The 19,102-nt window shown below is 42.3% G+C and carries 25 protein-coding genes; all 25 read right to left on the minus strand.

Features of this window, described 5'->3' with window-relative positions; genetic code table 11:
* Positions 1 to 47 precede the first annotated feature (47 nt).
* The 25 genes from WC473_00295 to WC473_00415 all read right to left on the minus strand — a co-directional run bounded on the left by WC473_00295 (position 48) and on the right by WC473_00415 (position 19,016).
* The gene (locus WC473_00295) at positions 48 to 380 is read right to left on the minus strand and encodes a hypothetical protein (protein MFA5124255.1); all 333 of its coding nucleotides are present in this window, start codon (positions 378 to 380) and stop codon (positions 48 to 50) included.
* A gap of 131 nt (positions 381 to 511) precedes the next feature.
* Complete coding sequence (gene pilM, locus WC473_00300; GenBank protein MFA5124256.1) at positions 512 to 1,540, minus strand: pilus assembly protein PilM; 1,029 nt, start codon at positions 1,538 to 1,540, stop codon at positions 512 to 514.
* A 206-nt stretch (positions 1,541 to 1,746) separates the two neighbouring features.
* Positions 1,747 to 2,187, minus strand: a complete 441-nt coding sequence (rpsI, locus tag WC473_00305) for a 30S ribosomal protein S9 (protein ID MFA5124257.1) — start codon at positions 2,185 to 2,187, stop codon at positions 1,747 to 1,749.
* A gap of 21 nt (positions 2,188 to 2,208) precedes the next feature.
* On the minus strand, positions 2,209 to 2,568 hold the full coding sequence (rplM, locus tag WC473_00310; GenBank protein ID MFA5124258.1) for a 50S ribosomal protein L13: 360 nt from the start codon (positions 2,566 to 2,568) through the stop codon (positions 2,209 to 2,211).
* A 13-nt stretch (positions 2,569 to 2,581) separates the two neighbouring features.
* A complete protein-coding gene (gene rplQ / locus WC473_00315; protein MFA5124259.1) occupies positions 2,582 to 2,932 on the minus strand; it encodes a 50S ribosomal protein L17 in 351 nt (116 codons plus the stop codon).
* A gap of 112 nt (positions 2,933 to 3,044) precedes the next feature.
* A complete protein-coding gene (gene rpoA / locus WC473_00320; GenBank protein MFA5124260.1) occupies positions 3,045 to 3,923 on the minus strand; it encodes a DNA-directed RNA polymerase subunit alpha in 879 nt (292 codons plus the stop codon).
* 71 nt (positions 3,924 to 3,994) lie between these two features.
* Positions 3,995 to 4,633 (minus strand): 30S ribosomal protein S4, encoded by a 639-nt coding sequence (gene rpsD / locus WC473_00325; protein MFA5124261.1) that lies wholly within the window; start codon positions 4,631 to 4,633, stop codon positions 3,995 to 3,997.
* Positions 4,634 to 4,671: 38 nt separating this feature from the next.
* The gene (gene rpsK / locus WC473_00330) at positions 4,672 to 5,112 is read right to left on the minus strand and encodes a 30S ribosomal protein S11 (GenBank protein ID MFA5124262.1); all 441 of its coding nucleotides are present in this window, start codon (positions 5,110 to 5,112) and stop codon (positions 4,672 to 4,674) included.
* Positions 5,113 to 5,178: 66 nt separating this feature from the next.
* Positions 5,179 to 5,574, minus strand: coding sequence for a 30S ribosomal protein S13 (gene rpsM / locus WC473_00335; protein MFA5124263.1), 396 nt, complete (start codon positions 5,572 to 5,574; stop codon positions 5,179 to 5,181).
* A gap of 45 nt (positions 5,575 to 5,619) precedes the next feature.
* Positions 5,620 to 5,733, minus strand: a complete 114-nt coding sequence (gene rpmJ, locus WC473_00340) for a 50S ribosomal protein L36 (protein ID MFA5124264.1) — start codon at positions 5,731 to 5,733, stop codon at positions 5,620 to 5,622.
* Positions 5,734 to 5,828: 95 nt separating this feature from the next.
* A complete protein-coding gene (gene infA / locus WC473_00345; protein ID MFA5124265.1) occupies positions 5,829 to 6,068 on the minus strand; it encodes a translation initiation factor IF-1 in 240 nt (79 codons plus the stop codon).
* Positions 6,069 to 6,363: 295 nt separating this feature from the next.
* Positions 6,364 to 6,561, minus strand: a complete 198-nt coding sequence (locus tag WC473_00350) for a hypothetical protein (GenBank protein ID MFA5124266.1) — start codon at positions 6,559 to 6,561, stop codon at positions 6,364 to 6,366.
* A 74-nt stretch (positions 6,562 to 6,635) separates the two neighbouring features.
* Positions 6,636 to 8,414 carry an alanine--tRNA ligase gene (locus tag WC473_00355; GenBank protein ID MFA5124267.1) on the minus strand — a complete coding sequence of 593 codons (1,779 nt, stop codon included), beginning with the start codon at positions 8,412 to 8,414 and terminating at the stop codon, positions 6,636 to 6,638.
* A 231-nt stretch (positions 8,415 to 8,645) separates the two neighbouring features.
* A complete protein-coding gene (locus WC473_00360; protein MFA5124268.1) occupies positions 8,646 to 9,431 on the minus strand; it encodes a hypothetical protein in 786 nt (261 codons plus the stop codon).
* A 222-nt stretch (positions 9,432 to 9,653) separates the two neighbouring features.
* Complete coding sequence (locus WC473_00365; protein MFA5124269.1) at positions 9,654 to 10,172, minus strand: hypothetical protein; 519 nt, start codon at positions 10,170 to 10,172, stop codon at positions 9,654 to 9,656.
* 30 nt (positions 10,173 to 10,202) lie between these two features.
* Positions 10,203 to 10,949: a lysophospholipid acyltransferase family protein gene (locus tag WC473_00370; protein ID MFA5124270.1), complete on the minus strand. Its 747-nt coding sequence runs from the start codon at positions 10,947 to 10,949 to the stop codon at positions 10,203 to 10,205.
* Between the two features lie 77 nt (positions 10,950 to 11,026).
* Positions 11,027 to 12,121, minus strand: a complete 1,095-nt coding sequence (gene mnmA, locus WC473_00375) for a tRNA 2-thiouridine(34) synthase MnmA (GenBank protein MFA5124271.1) — start codon at positions 12,119 to 12,121, stop codon at positions 11,027 to 11,029.
* A gap of 178 nt (positions 12,122 to 12,299) precedes the next feature.
* Positions 12,300 to 13,031, minus strand: a complete 732-nt coding sequence (locus tag WC473_00380) for a hypothetical protein (GenBank protein ID MFA5124272.1) — start codon at positions 13,029 to 13,031, stop codon at positions 12,300 to 12,302.
* Positions 13,032 to 13,302: 271 nt separating this feature from the next.
* Positions 13,303 to 14,535: an NAD(P)/FAD-dependent oxidoreductase gene (locus WC473_00385; GenBank protein MFA5124273.1), complete on the minus strand. Its 1,233-nt coding sequence runs from the start codon at positions 14,533 to 14,535 to the stop codon at positions 13,303 to 13,305.
* Between the two features lie 75 nt (positions 14,536 to 14,610).
* The gene (locus tag WC473_00390) at positions 14,611 to 14,937 is read right to left on the minus strand and encodes a DUF488 domain-containing protein (protein ID MFA5124274.1); all 327 of its coding nucleotides are present in this window, start codon (positions 14,935 to 14,937) and stop codon (positions 14,611 to 14,613) included.
* A 166-nt stretch (positions 14,938 to 15,103) separates the two neighbouring features.
* Positions 15,104 to 15,760 carry an HD domain-containing protein gene (locus WC473_00395; GenBank protein ID MFA5124275.1) on the minus strand — a complete coding sequence of 219 codons (657 nt, stop codon included), beginning with the start codon at positions 15,758 to 15,760 and terminating at the stop codon, positions 15,104 to 15,106.
* Between the two features lie 662 nt (positions 15,761 to 16,422).
* Positions 16,423 to 16,794, minus strand: coding sequence for a hypothetical protein (locus WC473_00400; protein ID MFA5124276.1), 372 nt, complete (start codon positions 16,792 to 16,794; stop codon positions 16,423 to 16,425).
* A gap of 14 nt (positions 16,795 to 16,808) precedes the next feature.
* Positions 16,809 to 17,270 (minus strand): hypothetical protein, encoded by a 462-nt coding sequence (locus tag WC473_00405; GenBank protein ID MFA5124277.1) that lies wholly within the window; start codon positions 17,268 to 17,270, stop codon positions 16,809 to 16,811.
* A gap of 317 nt (positions 17,271 to 17,587) precedes the next feature.
* A complete protein-coding gene (locus WC473_00410) occupies positions 17,588 to 17,893 on the minus strand; it encodes a hypothetical protein (protein ID MFA5124278.1) in 306 nt (101 codons plus the stop codon).
* A gap of 433 nt (positions 17,894 to 18,326) precedes the next feature.
* Positions 18,327 to 19,016, minus strand: coding sequence for a DUF5672 family protein (locus WC473_00415; protein MFA5124279.1), 690 nt, complete (start codon positions 19,014 to 19,016; stop codon positions 18,327 to 18,329).
* Between the last annotated feature and the right edge of the window lie 86 nt (positions 19,017 to 19,102).

The following is a 19,102-nucleotide window of genomic DNA, read 5'->3' on the forward strand; positions in this document are numbered from 1 at the left end:
CCGCTAAAGATAGTGGTAGCGGGCGGGAAAGGTGCAAAATGTTGCGATTATGATTCTGCCGGCGCATTAGTCATAGCGTCATAGAATTTCCAATCAATACCGGACAGTAAGATGGAGGTAGAAGAGTTGCCGCAGATTAGGGCAAAAATCGGAAAGAGCCGCGGGAGTTCCTTGGGGCAGTGCTTAAGGCAATTGGAATAGAGCTCCGATATGATCTGTTGCAAACAACCGACGCAGATTTTAGTATCTTTGTCAACCAATTGCGCTCGTTTGACCATTAAAGCGGACATTAATTCTTGTAGAATCATTTGTCGTTCATGTGGTTTAGCGGATTGTTTTGCCGCCTTGACCAGTAATTCGTAGATTCTTTCTTCAGTCATGGCGGGTACCTCCTAAGGTTAACAACCTGGCTTAACTTTAGCAGATCTAAACCTTAGTGGCAATTAAGTTATCCCCCAAGATAAAAAGCGTCCGCAATGGACGCTTGTAATTAAAGTTCTCTTATTAGCGATTAAGGCGCCAAGTTGATATCAAGGCCGTGCTCCGGATAGAGATATTGAAAGTTCAATCCGGCAGTCGGGATCCAAAAGCCGTCGTCGCTGATAATTCTATCCACTTCAACTCCCAGTCTTTCCTTTAGCAATTCGTCTATGCCAGGCATTAACGATCCTTCGCCGGTTAGCCAGATTTGGCAGATTTTTCGGCTGTCACGCAAACCGTTGAAGTAGGCTATGGATCTGGAGATTTCTGAAACCAGATTACTCAATATTTTTTGGACGGCTGGTCCTGTACAACGCAAGGGAATCAAGCCCATTTTACCTTTTTCTGCCTCAGGATATGCTATCCCCAGCTCCTGGCTTAGGGCCGAAGTGATATCGGCGCCACCCAAACTGATTGAACGGAATAAGGGCGAACAGTGACCGCTTTGTGCATAAGGTTTTCCCAGGCATAAAACTTCGGTATGTTGGCAGCCAACATCAACAACAGCAAGGCCTGGTTGGATAAGTCCGTAACGATTCAGCCAATTGTAGGTAGCGATGGAGTTAACTCCCAGAAAATTGACCCTGTAGCCGGCGTCGTTTACCATTTTTATCTTTTGGAGAGCTACATCTCTCTTGACGGCGACGATAAGCACTTCATATCCGCCGTCATCGTCCCGATCGAGGATATCAAAATCATAAATGATTTGATCAAGACTAAACGGAATTTGCTGCAGAAGTTCAAATTCAACAAATAGTCTTAACTTTGAGTTGGCCGCCAGAGCCGGAGAAAGATGGCGTACGCGGCTGAAAACCGCCGTACTAGGCAAAAGTGTGGCCACCCTTTTCCGTCTGTCAATGCCGCCAAAAACAGTGTTTAATGCCTCGGCTGTTGCCCTATTTTGTTCTTCTTTATCCGCGGGGTTTTCAATGGTTATGCTACTGGAACGGTTATTCCACCCCTGACGCATTAAACGCACTGTTCCAGCACCGACATCAAGAAATAATTCACTCTGTCGATTAGCTCTTTTCTTTTTGAATTGTTTTTCCGTCTGACTCATGTCGCGTCCCTTTCTTTGGTTGGTGAGCCTATTAAGATTGTTAATGTACTTTTCTCACTATTTGATCCGTTTGTATTATAGCACTATTAATTAATTTGTCAATAGCGAGTGGCGGGGGTTTTAATCAGCCGATAAAAATAGATTTTCAAATAAAAAACCGCATAATATTGAATTACGCGGTTTTTTATTATAACATTTAAGATATTTTAGCGTTTAGACCACTGCGGAGCGCGACGGGCGCGTTTCAAGCCAGGTTTTTTTCTTTCTTTGACTCTGGGATCGCGAGTCATTAATCCCTCGGCTTTCATAGCCGGTCGCAATTCCGGATTGAGTTGTTCCAATGCTCGGGCAATGCCGTGGCGGGAAGCCGCAGCTTGGCCATTTTTACCGCCGCCGGCTACATGGATGGAAACAGTGGTATTCTTATCGTGGCCGGTCAGAACTAACGGCTTTAAGACGACATCTTGCAGGTCTTTGGTGGGAAAATAAACCTTATAATCAAGATTATTGACTATGATTTCTCCTTTGCCCTTCAGATACAGGCGGACATTGGCGGAGGATGTTTTTCGGCCACCTCGGCCATAAAAAAACTTGCCTTCCGGCTTAACAATCTCGACTTCTTTAATTTCTTTCTTTTTGGTAACCATAATATATTATTGCCAAAACAATTAGTTAGTGGTTTTTAACCGCTTAATCATCTGATCGCGCAGTTTATTCTTGGGTAACATACCCCAAACGGCTCGTCTGAGGACTTCGCCGGCATTCTCTTTCATAACCACGCTGGCTTTTTTGATTCTTAATCCGCCGGGGTGGGTGGTATGCCATTTGTATTCTTTTTGATCCATTTTCTTTCCGGTTAACTTCAGTTTGGAACAATTAGCAACTTCAACGAAGTCGCCGGCATCAATATTCGGAACAAAGGTGGCTTTGTTTTTACCGCGTAAGATAATGGCGATGCGCGTGGCTAAGCGCCCGACCGGTTGGTCAGTGGCATCAAGCTGATGGGTTTTTCTTTCTATTTCCTTCATAAAATAAGTTAAATTAGACGAATTCAATAATAGCCACTTCCGCTCCGTCATTGACGCGCGGAGCCAATTTGACGATTCTGGTGTAGCCGCCTTTGCGGTCTTTATACTTCGGGCCCAAAACCTCAAACAACTTTTTGACCGCACCCTGAGTGTAAAGCACTCTTAAGGCCTCACGGCGATTGTGCAGGGTGTCGTTCTTGGCCAAGGTGATTAGTTTTTCCACTTTGGGGCGGGTTACTTGGGCTTTGGCTTTAGTGGTTTTGATTTTTTCATATACCACAAGAGAGGTAGCCAAGCTGCGTAACAATGCTTCTCTTGGCGCCTTTTCACGACCTAGTACTTTTCCTTTTCTGTTATGTCTCATAATATATTGGTCATAAAGTCTAATGGCCTATAAAGTCTAAAGTTTGTCAGGCCGGTTATATTTCTCCGGCTGTTAGTTTTACGGACTTTACGGATACTTGACTTTGTTCTGTTTATTCTTCGATTTTTTTGGGTCGGCCGCGCTTCTTGGGTTTAGGTTCTTCCCCGGTTTCTTCGCCGATTTTTTCTTCGGTCTCCTCAACGACTCCGGTGTTTTCTTCCAAAATCTCCTCCGCTTTTTCTTCAGCGGCGATTTCCGGCAGAATGATCGGCGCCTCAATATCAATTTCTTCCATTTCTCTGGCTCCGCCTTCCATAATCCAGCTGAATTGATTGGTTAGGATTTCAGCCGCTTTTTTTACGGCGTCTTCCGGAGAGATGGTGCCGTCAGTTTCAATAGTCAAAATTAGTTTGTCATAATCGGTGCGTTGGCCGACGCGAGTCGCCTCTACTTCTAAACCGACATTAATAACCGGAGTAAAAATAGAATCAGTCAAAATCGTGCCGATTTCTCCCTTGCCCTTACTCTGATCCTCTACTGGAACATAACCAATGCCTTTAGCTACGGTTAATTCCATTTCTATTTCGGCGTTTTCCGCGCTTAGCGAGGTAATGACGGCGTCTTTATTGACCACCTCAGCATCAATTGATTGCTGGATGTCGGCGCCGGTAACTTTCTTTTTTCCCTCGGCCTTAAGCTGCAGGGTAACCGGTTCATCGGAGTAGACTTTGAATCTCAGGGTTTTTAGGTTAAGAATGATCTCCAGGACATCCTCCGGTACATTTTCCATGGCCGAAAATTCGTGTTTGACACCCTTGATTTTAACAGCGGTAACAGCGCCACCCGGTAAAGATGACAGGATGATTCGTCTTAGGGCATTGCCCAAAGTCAGACCGTAACCGGGAAAGCAGGGCTCGATTACAATTTGAGCCGATTTGCCCGGAACTGATTCTTCAACGATGAATTTTTTAGGCAAAGGAATGTGTTTCATAATATTTCCTCCTTGGCTGCCGGAGCTTTAGCGCAGACAGCTCGTTAACTTAAAAGTAATTAAATTATTTATTATTTGCTGTAGTACTCGACGATGGTTCGCCAGTCAATATTGACTGCAATATCTCCCAATTTAGGCTGGCTGGTAATCTTGCCTTCAATTTTTTCCGAGTCAATAGTCAGCCAAGCGGGGATATTAGTCAGTTTGCTTAATTTTTGTTTAATTTCTTTGTAGCCGGAGCTCTTTAAGATTTTGTCGGATAGAGTAATGATATCGCCGACTTTCATTTGATAAGAAGGGATATTGACTTTTTTGTTATTAACTCTGACATTGCCGTGGCTGACTAATTGGCGGGCGGCGCGTCGGGAAGTGGCAAAGCCCAGGCGATAAACCGTATTGTCCAAGCGTCCTTCCAGAAATCTGAAGAGCCATTCGCCGGTGTTGCCGACTTTGCTTAATGATTTTTTGAAGTAAATCAAGAACTGCGCTTCATAAATTCCATACATGCGCTTAGCTTTCTGTTTTTCCATCAATTGTTTGCCGAAATTGGTTTTTTTACCAACACGTTGCAATGGGCCGTGCATGCCGGGCGGAAAATTACGTTTCACCATGGGGCATTTGGCGGAATTGCATTTTTCGCCTTTCAAAAATAATTTTTCACCGGCGCGGCGGCAAGATTTGCATTGGAGATTTCTAGTGAAGTTAGACATAAGAGGATAAGAAATAAAGAAATAGGTATAAGATAAAATTAAACGCGGCGAGGTCTGGGCGCGCGACAACCGTTATGAGGAATCGGAGTAATGTCTTTAATAGTGGAAACAATAAAGCCGTTAGCGTTAATGGCGCGAACTGCTGATTCGCGACCGCCGCCAATACCGCGAACAAATACCGAGACTTCTCTTAAGCCGTATTTTTTAACTTTTTCCGCAGCTGTTCTGACGATGATCGTCGCGGCGTAAGGAGTGGCCTTTTTAGGTCCTTTAAAACCGCATTGGCCGGCTGAACACCAGGACAACACATTGCCGTTTTGATCGGTAAAAGTGACAATAGTATTATTGTAGGTGGACTTAACATAAGCCCGGCCGCTGGATACCTGGCGGGCGGCTACGGTTTTTTTGACTTTCTTTTTCGACTTGTCGGCCGGTTTAGCGGCTACGGTGTCAGCGTTGGCTTCCACTGGAGCAGTCATAACGGTCGGTTCGTTTGTCAACAATTCTTCAGACATAATTATATTGGTATTTGGCTATTATATTGATTAAGTTTTTTGGCTGGTATCTTTTCTGCCAGAACCCATGGTCTTTCGGACATTGCCTCGCACAGTGCGATTGTTGGTTTTGGTGCGTTGGCCGCGAGCCGGCAATCCTTTCATGTGGCGGATTCCTCGGTAGGCTTTGATTTCTTTCAAGCGTTTGATATTGCTCATGACTTCACGACGCAAATCGCCTTCAATACTAAAGCCGCCTTTTTCTACGGCTGTTCTTAAGGCGATTACTTGTTCTTCAGTCAAATCGTTAACTCTGGTGTCAGGACTGATTTTGATGCTGGCCAGGATTTTGCTGGCGCGCGGTTTACCTACGCCAAAAATATAAGTTAAAGCGATTTCTACTCTTTTATTATTGGGGATGGTAACTCCTGCGATTCTAACTGCCATAATATTTTAGTTTATAAAGTTTATAAAGTCTGCTTGACTTGATTATTACCCTTGGCGTTGCTTATGCTTGGGATTTTTACAAATAACAACCAGGCGCTTCTTGCGTCTGATAACTTGGCAATCCTTGCAGATTTTTTTAACTGAAGCTCTAACTTTCATAAAGATAAAAATTGAGAAATAAGAAATTAAGGTAGGCAAAACTCACTCTTGGCTTTTAGCCATTAGCTGTATGCTGTATGCCATAAGCTACTGAATTAATAACGATAAGTAATGCGTCCGCGAGTCAGATCATAAGGCGTCATTTGGATTTTGACTTTATCGCCGGGTAACAGGCGGATGTTAAACATTCGCATTTTGCCGGACAAATGAGCCAAGATTTCATGGCCGTTCATTAACTTAACGCGGAAATTGGCTGACGGCAATGATTCCGTCACCTCGCCATCTAACTCCAAGAAATCCTTAGAGTCGGCGGCATTTTCTGGTTGTTGTGACATTGTAAGGTTATTCTTTAATAACAAATTACTTTAATGATCCTTGTTTTAGCCTTTGATTGGTTAAAACAGTGAATAAAGCTAAATTTTTTTCAGATAAAACAAAAACTCACGGCTCCCCTCTTTGCATCCAAAATCTGTCATACTTTTAAGGAAATTAAGCCAAATTTTGTCTTTTTCAAATCTGAGATAATTATAGCAGATTGAGTATATTTGTCAATACTTGCCGAATTTAATTTAATTTTATAGTAATTTCGGCTTATTGTCAAGAAAAACCCGCCGCCAAATGGCAAACGGGTTAGGGTTTTGTCTTACCAGCCCCATTTTGCTCATTTAGCTTTCTTTTCAGGCCTTTGTTTTCTCGACGCAAACGTTCGTTATCATTAATGATTTGCATCATGCCGTAAAGCAGGAAGCCAAAAAGCGCTAATACTAAAGTAAAAACGAAATAGTGTTGGCAAAATATTAAAAGAACTAAATAAGCTGATTCTTTCATTATCCCCTCCTTTCACGATTATTGTTCCGCCGGGATGTCTATTTAGACAACGGCGGGTATTAGGATTTTTACAATTAATCAAGAATTGCCTTGATGCGCCTGATGCCGGATGAAGATGCTTCCTCTTTGACAATTTTAAAATGTCCGATTTCTCCGGTATTTTTAGCGTGTGGTCCGCCACAGATTTCTTTGGAAAAGCATTGTTCAAAGGTGGCATCGCCGCCAATGCTGTAAACTTTGACGCGGTCGCCGTATTTGCTGTCAAAAATTCCCATGGCTTCACATTTGCGGGCTTTTTCAATGGACAACTCTTCACTGACAACGGGTAGATTCTTTTTTATTTGCTCATTGACTAGATTTTCTATTTGTTCCAGTTGTTCAGGCGTAACTTTTTCCGGATGCGAAAAATCAAACCGAATGCGTTCGGCGGTGATATTGGAACCGCGTTGAAAAACATGATCACCCAAGATTCGGCGCATGGCCGCCAGCATTAAGTGGGTGGCAGTGTGCATACGCGCCGATAATTCGGAGTTGTCAGCCAGGCCACCCTTGAATTTTTTTTCCGCTCCTTGGCGCGAGGTCTGCTGATGTTTGGCAAATTCTCTTTGGTACTCTTCTTCGTCGATTGTTAATCCTTTCTCTTTGGCTAATTCCCGCGTCATCTCAATCGGAAAACCGTAAGTAGAAAAGAGCTGGAAAGCGTCTGTGCCGGAGATTTTTTTGTTTTCTATTTTTAACTTATCAAATTTTTTTAAGCCGTTCTCTAAAGTAGTATTGAACTTTTCTTCTTCTTTATTGAGCTCATCAATGATTTGATCGCGCTTCTCTCGCAGTTCCTTGTAGAAACCGCCTTGCAGTTCAATCACTGCTTCGGCTACTTGGTAAGTGAAGGGAGAGTTGACGCCCAGTTCGACTCCAAACCGAATGGCTCGGCGCAATAAACGACGTAAGACATAACCTTGCTCTACATTAGACGGAACTACGCCGTCAGCCAAAAGAAAGGTGGCGGCGCGCAAATGGTCGGCGATAATTCTGACCGGTTTTAATTCTTCCGGTCCTAATTCAGCAGGCAAGAGGCCGCATAAGGCGCAGACCTGGGCGACAATACTATAAAGCGGGTCAATGTCATAAGCACTGGATTTGCCGTCCAAAGTGGCCACGGTGCGTTCCACACCCATGCCGGTGTCCACGTTTTTCTGTGTCAGCTCGTCATATTTGCCGTCGGCTGTCTTGTTATAAACCATGAATACGTTATTCCAGATTTCCACCCAGTGTTTGTCGCTCGGATCAAATTCCGCCGGTGCCGGCTCTTCGCCGGACCAATAAAACATTTCCGTATCCGGGCCACATGGGCCGGTCTGGCCGGCCGGGCCCCACCAATTGTCGGCTTTGGGCAGGTAAGCGATGCGCGCCGGTTGAACCCCCAGTTCCTGCCAGAGAGCGAATGATTCTCTGTCTTGTGGCGCATCATCATCACCGGCAAAACAAGTAAAAGCCAGTTTGTCCAAAGAAATTCCTAATTCCTTGGTTAAAAAATTAAAACTTAAAGTGATAGCCTCTTTTTTGCCATAATCGCCCAATGACCAATTGCCCAACATTTCAAATAAGGTCAGATGCCAAGCATCGCCGACATCGTCAATATCGCCGGTACGAATGCATTTTTGGACATTGACTAACCGTTTGCCGCAGGGATGTTTTTCACCTAATAAGTATGGTACTAAGGGGTGCATGCCGGCAGTAGTGAATAGGGCGGTTGGATCATTCTCCGGCACTAACGGCGCGCCGGGAATAATGGCGTGGCCGTTCTTTTCAAAATACTCAAGAAATTTTGTTTTGAGATCTTTGGCAGTCATAGTTCGATGCGTGGCTTATGGCGTATAGTTAATGACCAAAACCTTGATTAATTTAGTTTATTGGAAGTCCTTTAAATACTCCGTCCGCTTGGCGGCGGGATCAACTTCATATATGAAATGATAACAAAATCAGCTGATTTTGGCAAATTTAAACTAATTAAAATGTGGTTGAATAAATTGCGTAAAATGAAAACGCCCGGCGGATGTATACCGCGCGGGCGTTAAAGTGCGTTATACAGTCGGTTTAGTCGGCTCCGGGGTGGCCAGTCCCCTCTTGATGAGCTTCGTTGCTTCCTCAGTATTCAGTGACCCGAAAAAAGCATAATTCATCTCCTTTAAAATTACCAAGCTTAGTATTTCTGTTCCAGCCAGGTAATCGAATTGCTCACGGACGCGACTTGATAAGTCCCCGATATTAACAGAGGTAAAAACCTTGCTGTGGTCGCTGCAACGAAAACATCTCTTTATCGCATTGCTTAATCGACCGCGATATTTTTCATCAAGCAGATGTTTCGATATTCCTTGTGCGTTATTCACTAAGTGAACAAGAATGTCGTCCAGGCCATCATTAAAATCCTGGGGTATTCGACGGTCCCATGATCCTGCCAATTCCAATAAAGATAAAATAAGACCAAGCTTGAATTCATCACTGCAGTAAAAATAATTCTGGCATAGGGCCTCCATCCACTTCTTAATCGTAAGGCCGTTTATGTTGTTTTGACTATCTAAAACATGTTTAGTCACTATGTTGATAATACGGCAGGTATCGTCTATCCCATGGTCACATGATTTTATTGTGCCATCAATACTTCTGACGATTTTCTTAAAATCTAGTTTACCGCCATGAAGGAGTATTATTATTTTCGATACCTCGCCATCTATCGCTTGGAGTCCCTTACATAGGACTTTCACCAGACAACCCAATGCTTCCGGAGTTGCCATTCCTAAACAATCGATCAGGTTCAGGGTTGGGTCTGTGCCGGCAACCGCCGTTGATTGCGAATCTTCATTAGCCATGATGCGTTCCTTCCTGGCCTATCGGCCATCTTCTTCTTTCAAAGAACATTCTCCCTCTCAGGAGATGAATACGGAACATCCGTATATCTGATCTATGATAGCATAATTTTATAGATAAGTCAAGTTGCTGTTTGAAGATTAAATAATTTTATCTAATTTTAAATAAAAAGCACCGATTAATCGGTGCTAAAAAGTGCTGTTAACATTGACCATAGGCGGTCGTCAGAATTTGTCAATTAATTCTTCAACTCTTTTATGATCCAGTTCTTTTTGTCGGTTTTTGGCCTCGGCCACCTCTGTTTCTGTGGCCGGATAAAAGTCGTAGCTGGCCTGGCACCATCCTCCTGTTTCAGCTAATTGGAGACAGAGAGAGTTCAAATAGCGTAAATAATAACTCGGCCATTTACCTGTTAATCGCACTAAATCAAATCCGGTCGGGTCCAGTGGTTTTTTTGCTTGTTCATCATTATGGGTAGTCTGGAAATAATATTCCCCCGCTTTAATGTCTTTCACCGGCAAGCGCAATCGTGATTTTTCCTCTTTGGCCAGGCGTTTTAAGGCTGCTTGATATTTCTTATAGCCGGGAAAATAATCCCTGACTTTTTGGACTGCCCCGCTAACGCTGTTGCAGGTTTGTTCCATTACTGTGTCGCAATCTTTGCAACCGAACCAGTTTAAACCGCTATGGCGGTATAATTTAGGCAGGAGATCCATTGGCTTGCCGCATTTCGGACAGAGCATGATTCTTTCCTCCCTTGTCTTGTTGTTGTTTTATGCAAGTGCTTGAGCTATAACTGTTTCCAATTTTTTTCTCAATTCATTAAAATCAAAATTCTCATATTCCGCGGGTAGAATCGGCGGCAGGAATTCAAAAGTTATGATCCCCGGTCTGACCATTAAGCTGCCGCGCCTCCATGACTGATAGGCACCTCTGATTACGCAAGGAATGATAACGGGCTGGGCATTTTTTGCCAAATGAAAAGCGCCTTTTTTAAACTCTTGCAACCGGCCGGTTTTGCTTCTCTCGCCTTCCGGAAAGACCGCTAGTGATTCGCCGGCATTGATCGCCTTTTCTATTTTTTTCATAGAGGCGATTGCTTGTTTGCGATCTTTATTGTCTACGGGAATAATGCCGTGGGCCTTCATCATCCAGCCCCAAATCGGCAATCGGAAGTATTTGGCGGCACCGACGCCGGTGATTCTTTCCGGCATGGCGTATGCCACCAAAAAGGCGTCCAGAAAAGATTGATGATTAATCAGATACAGATATGGTCCGTCGGCCGAGTTCGGTATTTGTCCCTTGAACTCCACTCGTTGGCCGAGAATTTTCAGGCAAAGCCAGCCACAGGGTCGAATCCAGAAGTGCCATAAGAATTCCCGTGGCAGAAACAGTAGCCAGACAATATAAAGGATACAGCAAATGGCTGCAGAACAGCAGAAAATCGGAAGGAGAATTAACGACCTTAAGGCGACAAGAAGCCAAGCGATTAACTCGCCGATTTGTTTCAATAAGCGCATTAGTCATCTCCTTTTGTTTTTATTTTTCAAAGGACTTGGTGTTGACGCAATATACCATAAATAATCCCGTTAGTCAATCATTCTATAACACCTCCGCCGAGCAATTGATTATTGTCGTAAAAAACGATTGATTGTCCGGGGGTGGCGGCGCGAGGAGACTGGACGAATTCCGCCAGATAGCGCCGACCGATTTTTTTGACTCGGCATTTTTCCGGCCGGACATGATAGCGGATCTGCGCTTCGCAGGATAAGGGTAGCTGGATTTTTCCCGTCAGCCAGTTGGCGGACTTAAAAAATACCCGTCGATTATACAGTTTATCGCTATCGAATTTTTTTGACACTACTAACTTGTTTTTTTTGCGGTTAAAGCCGATGACATACCAAGGCCCGCCCGATAAGCCGATGCCACTGCGTTGGCCCAGGGTATAAAGGGATAGTCCTTGATGCTTGCCGACAGCCTCGCCTTTTTCATTAATAATTTCTCCTTCTTTCAGTCCCAAATATTTTTTTAGGAATCTCGTGTGGCTTTGGCCGACAAAACAGATTTCTTGGCTATCGGGTTTGGCGTGCACGGCCAATTTGAATTTTTTGGCTAATCCCCTAACCTGGTCCTTGGTGTAACCGGCTAAGGGGAACAAGAGATGTTTTAATTGTTCTTGCTTTAGGTTGTATAAAAAATATGTTTGATCTTTGTTTTTATCTTTGGGGCGGTATAAATCAAATTGGCGTATGGCTCCTGTTTTTAGATTTTTAACTTGCGGTTTGAGCCGCACATAATGTCCCGTGGCGACATAATCCGCATCAAAAACTGTCCGCGCATAATCCAGTAGTAATTTGAACTTGATGAACTTATTGCAAGCTACGCAGGGGTTGGGCGTCCGGCCGGCTTTGTATTCGGCCAAGAATTCGTCAACAATTATTTTTTTGAACTCTTTGCCGAAGTTGACTTTATGGATCGGGATATCCAGTAGGTGCGCCACCTCTTTGGCCTCATTCCAGGCCGCCAAACTGCAACAGCGATTCTCGCCATACTTCTCTCCGCTGGGAAACCAAAATTGCATAAAAACGCCCATGACATTATAGCCTTGGTTTTTTAATAGTGCCGCAACTACCGAGGAATCCACTCCGCCGGACATGGCCACTACGACTTTTTTGTCTTGATTTTTTTTCATACTTCAATCATAGCCGATATTTTTCAGAAAAACAAACAAGGGAGGGAAGATTATTTTTATAGACCCGATGTTTACTGAGATTGTTATCAGACTGCTTAAAAATTATCAATAAAAAATGCCGGAATGGATTTCCGGCGTGGTGCTTGAATGGTCAGATTTTAAAAGCGTAATTTTTTACCTAACAGCCTTTGCTTTTCGGCTGGTTGAATTTAGCAAAGCTGGACAGTAAAATTCGTTCAAAATATCCCTTGCAGAAATTGTACAAGTTTTCATATAACCTGACCACGAATTCTCGCAGGATCGTATGTGGCATTGATAGCGGCCACCAAACCCACCAGAAGAGCAGCTTCTCCTTGTATTTTTCGAGACTGGGTTTGTTATCGACGCTATATGTATCGCAAGAGTTATCCCATTCTCGCAATAGATCATCGGGGATTTGGGCTCCCTTAATATTTTTATGGTTAAGGAACCATTCAAGGTGCTTGCCATATTTTTCCGCCAAAGAAATACTCAGCAACTTTAATTTGATGCTTGCATAAACCAGGCCGATCACGATGTAGCCGACAATAATGCCGACGATAACCCAGGGATTGGCGTAGGCGTATTTAAATAGCATCATAAAGGGATTAAAGGCGCCAACAAGCCACATAATAACCAGGCCGACCGCAATCAAAATTATGGGCGTTCGCCATTCGTCATCAGTGCAGTAGCATATAAGGATAACCAGCCAGACGGAACAATAAATCCAGAAGCCCAGTCCGCCGAATACGAAAAGATTGAATATGGTCCAACTGCTCAACCCCGCGAAGAACGATGAAGCTGGGACACTATCGGCCTGACTGACCACGCAACCAGACATAGCTATTGCACCCAGTGAGAATAACAGAGTCAACAACAACGCCTTTTTCATTTGTCCGTCTCCCTTGCCTTGTTTGTTCCTTTATTTTTTTATCAAACAAATTGATTATTAAAGAGCGTCGATCGTCATTAATTAATTGTCTAGCGCATCCCTTCCTCCTTTGGTTGTCTCAACTTTATCTGGAATGATAATTAAGCTTAGCAAAGATGTCGCATATTGTCAATATATAGCGAATAACTGACAGTATTCCAACAAAAGTCGGCAATTTTAAAGATTTTATTTAAAAAACAATGATTTTTGGTATTTGGGATATTTGGATTTTTTAGGCGGCGTTGTCGCCGGCGACATAGCCGGTGGTCCAGCAGATTTGTAAATTGAAACCGCCCGTCGGTCCGTCTAAATCCAAGATTTCTCCGGCTAAATATAAGTTAGCAATGATTTTTGAACGCATGGTTTTAGGGTCGATTTCATTGATTTTGACTCCGCCCTTGGTGATTATGGCTCTGTCATACCCTTCTAATCTATTAATGGCGGCCTTAAGTCCCTTGAATGATGAAACCAATGATTTTCTTTCTGCGCGAGTAACAACGTTGGCTTGCTTGTCAGGATCGATTCCGGCTGACTTTAAGGCAACATCAATCAGTTTGGTTGGCGCCAAAACGGTTAGAGAATTTTTTATGGTTTTATTTTTTTGTGCTTGCCATAATTCCCTAAGATTAGTATCAATTTGGCTCTCGGTTTTCGATGGAAAAAAGTCCACAATGATGGCGGTGTCGGAGCTTAGCCTGTCAGTAATCAGTCGGCTTAGGTTAATCGCGGCCGGACCGCTGATGCCGTTAGCGGTAAAGATGATATCGCCGTTTTCTTGAGCTATTAAGCGGTTGTTTTGTTTGACTGTTAACTTGATTTTTTTAAAGCTTACGCCCTCTAATGATTTATTGGTCCTTTCTTGCAAGACGATCGGAGTTAAGGCTGGCCGCGGCTCAATGATTGTGTGTCCTAATTTTTGCAACCAAGCATAGGCTTCGCCGGTTGAGCCGGTCAAGGGGTAAGATTTGCCCCCGGTTGCCAACAGATAGTTTTTAGCTGTTATTTCTTCGCCCTTGGCTAAAATAATTTTTTGGATTTTATTATTTTGAGCAACGATTTTTTTTACGGCTGAGTCGGTTTTTATTTTTATCTGATATTTTTTTAAGTCAGCAAGCAGGGCTTTTAGGATGTCTCGCGCCTGATCGCTTTGAGGCAGGACCCGATTATTGTCCTCTACTTTCGTTTTGACTCCCCTGGCGGCAAAAAAAGCGATTGCATCTGCGGCGTCAAATTGGCTGAAGCCGGATAGTAAAAATTTGCCATTATTGCCGTAGCAATCAGCCAGTATTCTATGGTTGTCAATTTTATTGGTTAGGTTGCAACGGCCATTGCCGCTAAGCAGCAATTTTATTCCCGGTTGGCGGTTTTTTTCAATTATAATCACTTTAGCGCCGAGTTCCCCGGCGCGATTGGCGGCCATTAGTCCGGCTGGTCCGGCACCGATTATCGCTAAATCATAAATCATATTGATAATTATATCATGGTTTATGTTATTTATATATTGTTTATTTAATAGTGAAATAAAAACCACTGAAATTAATCAGCGGTGTTTAATTAGTAGCTTAGGAATAAACAATTGGCAAGCTTCTGCTAGAAGCCGGCGATGGCAATGTTCGCATGTTTCTTCAATACACAGCAAAGTCACGTCATTTTTTATCGCCAAACAAGCCAAGTAATTTATTAATGAACATTTTGGTTCTTGTTTGATCTCGTTAAGATATCTTGTTTCAAACTCCGCCCAAGAAATGCCTCTCTTGCAGTAATCACCGATGAGTTTAGGCGACGGACCCAGAATAGGCATATGAATATCAAATTTTTGTATCCGCGCATCAGGAGTGATGCCGTCTGAAAGTGTATGCCGGCTCATAATTGATATCCGTATTCCGTCTTGGGGCTCAGGACTTTCCAGAATGCATTTGGTGAATAAAGCCATTATGGATTCCTTTCTTAGGTACGAACGAACTATATGAAGTGTTAGCTTACAATTTTTAATTGTTTCCGTCAATACTAATACTTATTTGCTTAGAATATCCCTATTTAACTCCTTTCCATTCATTGAAAAATTCCTGCAAAAATTGTTCCATATATTTGTGCCTTTTAGCGGCCATTTTCTTGCCCGTAACCGTGTTCATATTATCTTTTAGTTTCAATAATTTGCTATAGAAATGATGAATGGTGGATATATCCTCTTTATTTTCATCAAAGTATTTGCGTTTAAACGATTTTTCCGGAACCCACATATTTAAAGATTGAGCGCCTCCGTATGCAAATGTCCGACCAATTCCAATAGCTCCCATAGCATCTAAGTTATCGGCATCCTGAATAATCAAGGTTTCAATGTCCGAGACGGTTTTGCCTCTTTTAGAAAAATTATATTCCTCGTGGTATTCAATACAATGCAGTATTTTATTTTTTTGTTCAGAAGTCAATTTTGTCTCATTAATAATTTTATTGATTTTTGGCAATGAATTTTTTGGCGAGCAAAAATTGCCAGTCTCGTTTCCTATGATTCTGTGGATGTCGTGCAAAAACGCTCCAACGGCAATAACTGTCCTATCCCCCCCTTCCTTCTTTTGCAAATAATTAGCGATGTTCAGAACCCTTTTCAAATGGTAAATATCGTGCCCACTACTTTCATTAGAAAATAATGATTTTATTTTTTTTTCAATTTTACTAATAATCATTTCCATAAGTATTTTTTATTCATAACATAATGTTACCAAAACATCATAAAAAAATCCAATGTTCACATCTCGGTATCAAAAATATCCCTAAGGGGGTGTTTTGTCGCATCTGCGGGACAGGGATTTACGCGCTCGGTTGTCGCCAAAAAGCGACAACCCCACTTGTCCTGAGTAGCCGTCAATCGCTCCCAGGGTCGCGATTGCCGTCGCTCAATTATCCGTCTCGGCTTCTGCCTCGACTTATATCTCGCTCGCTACCTGTTCGAATCACTCACATAGACAAATAAAAATACAGCTAATTAAGCTGTATTTTTATTTGCTGACTGACTCGGTCTAGAACCGATCCATATCAAGTATTATAAGGGTTTTCGGAATTATTTTCAGAGGCAATTTTAGGCGTCTCGGTCGGGTATAAATATGTTATGAAATGCGACAAATGCGACAGTACTTTGATACTATTTTAAATATAGAATTTTGGACAAAAAAATGAGACAAATGAGACACTAAAACAGGATTTTCAAAAAGAAACACAAAAGTGTAATTTGTGTCTAATTTTAGATTAAAATTTGATGAGACAGTAAAAAATTGACTGCCTCATTTTCAATAAATAAAAACCGCCACCCAAGGATAAACCCTGAGTGGCGTGATGTGTGCAATTGCCGCGTTGCTTAGCGACTGATTGGCAGGAATCCCAGCGATCCCCAATGATCGCGTTCGAGGGAGCGATCAAACGTCAATCCGTCGGAGCCGAAGTGGCCAATAGAAACGCGATCGTAGTTTCCGCCATAAGAGACTGTCGGCGTTGCAGGCGGAATCAAATCGGGTTGATTGAAATGAGCGCTGAGCAGCTCGTCGAGCGTGGCCAGCCGATAACCCCACCACTTGGAAAGGATGGAGATTCGTCTGAAATTCGCGCCGCGCGCCGCTTGGAAGAAGGCCAATTCGCCTGCACCTTGCGGGCGGTAAGCCTTTTGCCGCAGCACTTTGCCGCGCAAATAGGCCACGATAACCCACAAATAATCCAGAATAGTCTGTTTCATGTCGTATCTCTCCTTTATTGGATTTCGTTGATGGCTTTAGTGAGCGAATCGCTGTCTTTTGCGTAGCTGACGCGTTGCGCCGTTTCAAAAAGTTTGAATATACCATCACAGAAGTTTCCGCGATGAGTATTCTGATAGAGGGCAATCATCTTTTGGATAACGATCATGAGCGCCCGCGCCTTCTTGGAATCTTTCGATTCATCCAAGATATGGTCAGTTCTGAGCTCTTCCTCGAATCTCATCTCGCCCTTGCGAGTATCGGAGAGATAGTATATGGATACTCTGACGTTTTCATTCTTGTAATCCTTCGGTTCGACGACGATTCCCTCGATTTCCCAAATCGTTGCGGTCGGATGCCGCCTTCTGGCGGAAACAATCTTGACGGTAATATCATACGCGTCATGGGTGTGGATATAGTCGGGCGTATGAAATTCTACTGTCCGCTCACCCAGCTCAGTATCGAAAAGGGCAAGCATGAGATCGAGTTTTGATGGACCGCCGTCCACCAGGTGTGTTTCTTCTTTTCTTTGTGTCATACGACACTCCTTTCAATGTGCTGCTGCGCATTAGCCGAGGAACGCGCACAACCTCCTTATTCCCCGCCATTCAAGCAAGGAAACGACTTAGCCATACAGCTAAGAATTACTATATATTAGCATATAGACATTATTTTGTCAAGTATTTTATCCACAATTAATCGAAATATTATGTATATTTACCTAAAATTAAACAAAAAAATGCCAGTAATTATTGGCATTTTTATCGCAAATATTAATAATTCTATCTTTTCTTACTATTTCTGCTTTTCCTGGTATTCTAACACTTTTTCCATCGGAGAAAGGCCGCCCAAAGCCATATGAGGGAAGTAATTCCAAGCGTCAGTTATTGTTTCTAAAATATTACTTAATTCCGAGACATCACCGCCCCGGTCGAACCTAGCAATAATCGTCGACATATCATCATTATCTTCTTCTTGATAAATGGCATCAAGAATATCTTCCAGTGCAAAGTCGCTCTCGGTTTCTGCAAGCAAATCAATAATGTCTTGTTGGATTGCTTCGCCTTCAGATAGGATTTGTTGTTGGGAAAGGGGTTGCATAATGATTTATTATAAAATATATACCACTTGAAAATGAAAAAGATTTTACGCCTGAAGATTTTGCTTGGTATAATATGACAATAATAATTGCTGATAATAAAAAACATGACATCTCAAATGATGAGTTGAAGAACAGAGTCAAAGATTTCCTTTTATTTGCAATAAGATAATATTGAATACTAAAAATACCACGGCAAAACCGTGGTATTTTTGAAGCTAAATAATTGAGGGGACTCAGTCATTTGAATTAGCGTGTATTGGCTGGAGGTTTTTAATAAAATCCGAACCGAATTTCAGAAAAGCTTGCCCTGAGCGAAGTCGAATGGGTCATAATCGGTCGGGCGGAACCTGCCTGCCGGCAAACAGGCGAAACATTTGGACGACTGAGGCGGAATTGCAATTTCCAATCTTTTAGTGATATTAATAATAGAATCTAGAAATGTTCATTCGGTTTTTCTCTCAATTCATTCTTAATCCCATATTCGGGATGCTTCTTTATCCAGTCTGAAATGTCAGTCCATTTAAGGCCATGAAAACCAAATTGACCATTCCATTTGGCACCGTATTCTTTATTTTTTTCAAAACTGAATTTGTGCGCTAATTTAACTGGAGCGAATTTTATGCCTAAGTTTTCTAAATATTTACGTTTAATGACAGAAATAATCCAATCTTCATTTTCCGCATATTTGTGGCTTGGTGAATCTTCAATATTAATACTTGGATCATTTTGCAATATTTCTAGCAGTTTCTTGCTTCGCAGACTAAAACCGCCATTGCCAACAACCAACTTATCTTTTACCCATAATGGTGCACCAATATAATCGTATTTCAAATATTCATCATCCCAAGCAGTGGAATTCAAAATAAAACCGTCATATTGAATAATCAAAACAAAATCAGTCTTTATATAATTATTCAACTCCTTGAGAATGAATTGCGAGTATTTTTTAATCGATTCTACGGGGTTGATTTTGATGACATTTTTATTATCGGAAGAAATTGATGATAATAATTTAATATCGGCAAATTCAAAATCTTTGCAACAAATTTCTGCGGCTTTTATAAGTCGATCAATATCAACACAGTCAAGACCAAACAGTGTTACATTTTTTAGTTTTTTCATTTCTATGGATTGATAAAATGTTTTTGAGTTCTGAAAATTGTAATTAGCTAACACTGACACGGTCTCATAATAGTTATCTAAAAAAT

This window comes from Patescibacteria group bacterium, assembly GCA_041650895.1.
Taxonomy (GTDB): domain Bacteria; phylum Patescibacteriota; class Patescibacteriia; order 2-01-FULL-39-33; family 2-01-FULL-39-33; genus CAISTG01.

Excerpts from the sequence above, each read along its gene's own strand:
- rpsK (MFA5124262.1), bottom strand. The coding sequence starts at position 5,112 with ATGACTGCTCCAGTGGAAGCCAACGCTGACACCGTAGCCGCTAAACCG.
- rpsD (MFA5124261.1), bottom strand. The coding sequence starts at position 4,633 with ATGTCTAACTTCACTAGAAATCTCCAATGCAAATCTTGCCGCCGCGCC.
- mnmA (MFA5124271.1), bottom strand. The coding sequence starts at position 12,121 with ATGAAAAAAAATCAAGACAAAAAAGTCGTAGTGGCCATGTCCGGCGGA.
- infA (MFA5124265.1), bottom strand. The coding sequence starts at position 6,068 with ATGTCACAACAACCAGAAAATGCCGCCGACTCTAAGGATTTCTTGGAG.
- rpoA (MFA5124260.1), bottom strand. The coding sequence starts at position 3,923 with ATGAAACACATTCCTTTGCCTAAAAAATTCATCGTTGAAGAATCAGTT.
- rplM (MFA5124258.1), bottom strand. The coding sequence starts at position 2,568 with ATGAAGGAAATAGAAAGAAAAACCCATCAGCTTGATGCCACTGACCAA.
- WC473_00295 (MFA5124255.1), bottom strand. The coding sequence starts at position 380 with ATGACTGAAGAAAGAATCTACGAATTACTGGTCAAGGCGGCAAAACAA.
- WC473_00400 (MFA5124276.1), bottom strand. The coding sequence starts at position 16,794 with ATGAAACAGACTATTCTGGATTATTTGTGGGTTATCGTGGCCTATTTG.
- rplQ (MFA5124259.1), bottom strand. The coding sequence starts at position 2,932 with ATGAGACATAACAGAAAAGGAAAAGTACTAGGTCGTGAAAAGGCGCCA.
- WC473_00415 (MFA5124279.1), bottom strand. The coding sequence starts at position 19,016 with ATGAAAAAACTAAAAAATGTAACACTGTTTGGTCTTGACTGTGTTGAT.
- rpsM (MFA5124263.1), bottom strand. The coding sequence starts at position 5,574 with ATGGCAGTTAGAATCGCAGGAGTTACCATCCCCAATAATAAAAGAGTA.
- WC473_00365 (MFA5124269.1), bottom strand. The coding sequence starts at position 10,172 with ATGCTCTGTCCGAAATGCGGCAAGCCAATGGATCTCCTGCCTAAATTA.
- WC473_00390 (MFA5124274.1), bottom strand. The coding sequence starts at position 14,937 with ATGAGCCGGCATACACTTTCAGACGGCATCACTCCTGATGCGCGGATA.
- WC473_00370 (MFA5124270.1), bottom strand. The coding sequence starts at position 10,949 with ATGCGCTTATTGAAACAAATCGGCGAGTTAATCGCTTGGCTTCTTGTC.
- rpsI (MFA5124257.1), bottom strand. The coding sequence starts at position 2,187 with ATGGTTACCAAAAAGAAAGAAATTAAAGAAGTCGAGATTGTTAAGCCG.
- WC473_00405 (MFA5124277.1), bottom strand. The coding sequence starts at position 17,270 with ATGCTTGCCCTTTTCGATACTGAGCTGGGTGAGCGGACAGTAGAATTT.
- WC473_00360 (MFA5124268.1), bottom strand. The coding sequence starts at position 9,431 with ATGGCTAATGAAGATTCGCAATCAACGGCGGTTGCCGGCACAGACCCA.
- pilM (MFA5124256.1), bottom strand. The coding sequence starts at position 1,540 with ATGAGTCAGACGGAAAAACAATTCAAAAAGAAAAGAGCTAATCGACAG.
- WC473_00395 (MFA5124275.1), bottom strand. The coding sequence starts at position 15,760 with ATGGAAATGATTATTAGTAAAATTGAAAAAAAAATAAAATCATTATTT.
- WC473_00410 (MFA5124278.1), bottom strand. The coding sequence starts at position 17,893 with ATGCAACCCCTTTCCCAACAACAAATCCTATCTGAAGGCGAAGCAATC.
- WC473_00380 (MFA5124272.1), bottom strand. The coding sequence starts at position 13,031 with ATGAAAAAGGCGTTGTTGTTGACTCTGTTATTCTCACTGGGTGCAATA.
- WC473_00385 (MFA5124273.1), bottom strand. The coding sequence starts at position 14,535 with ATGATTTATGATTTAGCGATAATCGGTGCCGGACCAGCCGGACTAATG.
- rpmJ (MFA5124264.1), bottom strand. The coding sequence starts at position 5,733 with ATGAAAGTTAGAGCTTCAGTTAAAAAAATCTGCAAGGATTGCCAAGTT.
- WC473_00355 (MFA5124267.1), bottom strand. The coding sequence starts at position 8,414 with ATGACTGCCAAAGATCTCAAAACAAAATTTCTTGAGTATTTTGAAAAG.
- WC473_00350 (MFA5124266.1), bottom strand. The coding sequence starts at position 6,561 with ATGAAAGAATCAGCTTATTTAGTTCTTTTAATATTTTGCCAACACTAT.